This window comes from Endozoicomonas sp. ONNA2 (genome assembly GCF_024606365.1).
Lineage (GTDB): Bacteria > Pseudomonadota > Gammaproteobacteria > Pseudomonadales > Endozoicomonadaceae > Endozoicomonas.
This window is the reverse complement of record NZ_JAHHPO010000059.1, coordinates 1-2433: the sequence shown is the minus strand read 5'-3', so window position 1 is coordinate 2433 and position 2433 is coordinate 1. Positions and strand designations below refer to the sequence as shown.

At 48.5% G+C, this 2433-nt stretch carries 2 protein-coding genes; both read left to right on the top strand.

The annotated features are described in order from the left end of the window. Positions 1–184 precede the first annotated feature (184 nt). Positions 185–454, top strand: coding sequence for an ankyrin repeat domain-containing protein (locus tag KDK14_RS21570; RefSeq protein WP_373691014.1), 270 nt, complete (start codon positions 185–187; stop codon positions 452–454). Between the two features lie 152 nt (positions 455–606). Further along, complete coding sequence (locus KDK14_RS00870; RefSeq protein ID WP_257263126.1) at positions 607–2388, top strand: hypothetical protein; 1782 nt, start codon at positions 607–609, stop codon at positions 2386–2388. Positions 2389–2433 lie beyond the last annotated feature (45 nt).

The following is a 2433-nucleotide window of genomic DNA, read 5'->3' as shown; positions in this document are numbered from 1 at the left end:
GTATGTGCGGTCGACACACTCAATAGAACGCCACTGTCTGCAGCTTTCGATAAAGCCAGGAGGAAATCGCGGGTCAGCTGATCCAGGCCTTCCCGCTCTTGAATGCTGCGCTCGGCGGTCATAACCAAAGCGTGAAGCAGTTAATGCAAGCGTTGACAGGGTTGCCGGGAAAAGGGGTTCTGCCATTAGGGAGGTACTAAAGCAGAACCAGCCAGAAGAGGGTGAAACACCGTTGTATATTGCAGCCAGTCAGGGAAATATCGAGATAATGAAGCTGCTGTTGAACGCTGTGTCTACACTCCTGGCTGATGGAAACCGCAAGGCAGCCACGCAAGTGCTGTACTCTGCCTGCAATGTTAAAGAAGACGATGGGACCCTAATGGAGATAACCCCACTCAGGATTGCTGCCATAAACCGGCATGATAAAGCTGTGAATTTGCTATTGGAGAGATAAGGGAGTTATTCATTCCATAATAAACGTCTTTTAAAAAACGACTAATGCCATCCTCTGTTAATAATCAAATCGTCTATCCACTGTTTGAACTTTATCTTGTGGCAAAACTCTGAACTCTGATATTTAAACTTAATGTCGAGGAGTCACTTGTTATGTATATGCCATCATCAATGCCTGCCCGAAGCACCGCTGCGTCCCAACCCCAATTTTATGGCAGTCTGGCGGGCGGAGGTGCCAGCGCAGCCCCGGTAAAGTTTGACCGCTGGACCATCAGTTTAAGCGCGATTGACAGTTTCCTGCGGGGCAAGGGCCGCGAGGCGGTGGAGAATATCGCAGAGCGCATGTGCCGAAGGGCAGAGCACCAGCAAGGGTCGAAATCCTTCAATTTGAGTAACCTGAAAAAAGATTTTGGTGCCTTCGGGCTACCGGTGGATGACAGCCAGGGGCGCAGCAAAGAGCAAAAGGTCAAGATCGTTACTGGCCTGATCCTCAGGCTCCAGACTGAAGCAAGCAGTGGTAGCGCAGATCGACCCCTGGGGCAGAATTTTTGCGGTCTGATCAAAAAATCAGAAAGCGCCATCGCTGAAGGGGTGCAGCAGTTGCTTGATGAAGTCAACGGCCATTTTGCCGCAGCGCGGTCTACCGGGACTAGAGAGGCATCCTGTGCAGGTGCTGGCAATAATGTGGCAGAAGGCGAAGGCCCGCAAGGATACACTGGTCTCCCTGCCGGTCAACCGGACCCAGCTCATCAACCTGCCAAACGGCCATCATCGTCTTTTGCGACGGCGGATCCAGCAGCAACGCCGGTAGCGCCTCCGCCCTCTTATGATGCCCTGTCACCTGAGACTGGAACAAGCTTAGCGTATTTGAGTGCTCACATGGAACGATTGATGGGGGATCAGTGGGGGGATGATCAGATAACAGAGTGTCGCAATCAGATGCAGTGGATCCACTCAGAACTGAACCGTTTAGAATCGTTGGGGCTTACACGTTCTTCCGGGAAATTCAGAGAGGTCAGGAAGCAGTTTGAGGAGCTTCAGGTAAAGGATTCTCACCATCGTTTGGATGAGCTGGAAGATAAGCTCGAAGGGGTCAATATTGGGAACAGAAGGGATATGGAATCGAGTGAATACGACATCGTACATCTATCTAGACGCTTCAATGAAATGACCCTTGTAGATGACAAAGACCGTTCACGACTACTGGAACGCCTGCAGGCATTAAGTAACCAATTTGGTGAAGCAAAAGCGTGCTTCGGGATTTTCAGGGAAATTAAATCATTAAACACTGACCTTAAAGATTTCAAACACAGAGACTTGCCCGACCCTGACCAAATTATCAATTTCTTTAACCATAAAGAGTACAGCCTGAGTAACATAAGCTCGCAGATTGACAGTCTGCCTGCAGGCACTCAACGTACTGAATTGTTAGAGCAAAAGGGCCAGCTCAGGAATTCATTAAATATCAGCAAGGCGACAGTTAAGCAGCAGCTGCTTGATAACCTGGAACGGTTAATAAAAACTGAGGAAAACAAGAACGAGCAGGGGGCTGCCCTGAATAAAGACAGGCTGGAGCAAGCTGAAGATCAATTACATGATCTCAAAAGATTAATGAACAGCTTGAAGATGAAGGAGCATGAGAGTGGCAAGTTAAAGAAACTGAAGGGCAGGCTGGCGAAGTTGAATCTGGTTAATGTGGATGAGCAGGCATCGGTATCAAAAGCAAAATCTTCAACTACTGGTCTGGCAGGTGAAATTAACCGCAACCTGGATGCAGCGGAAGCTTTAATTACTACTTCAGAAACAGATCCGTTTGGTTTTAATGCGCAGCGTGCATTGGCAGCAAAGGGCTACCTTGATAAAGCAGCGGATGGGTGCACGAAATTACTTGACAAGACTCAACGACGTGAACTACAAGATAGACATCGTACCTGAATCCGTAAGGTTTTGATTGCACCGGAAGAATTTTACCAATTTAAT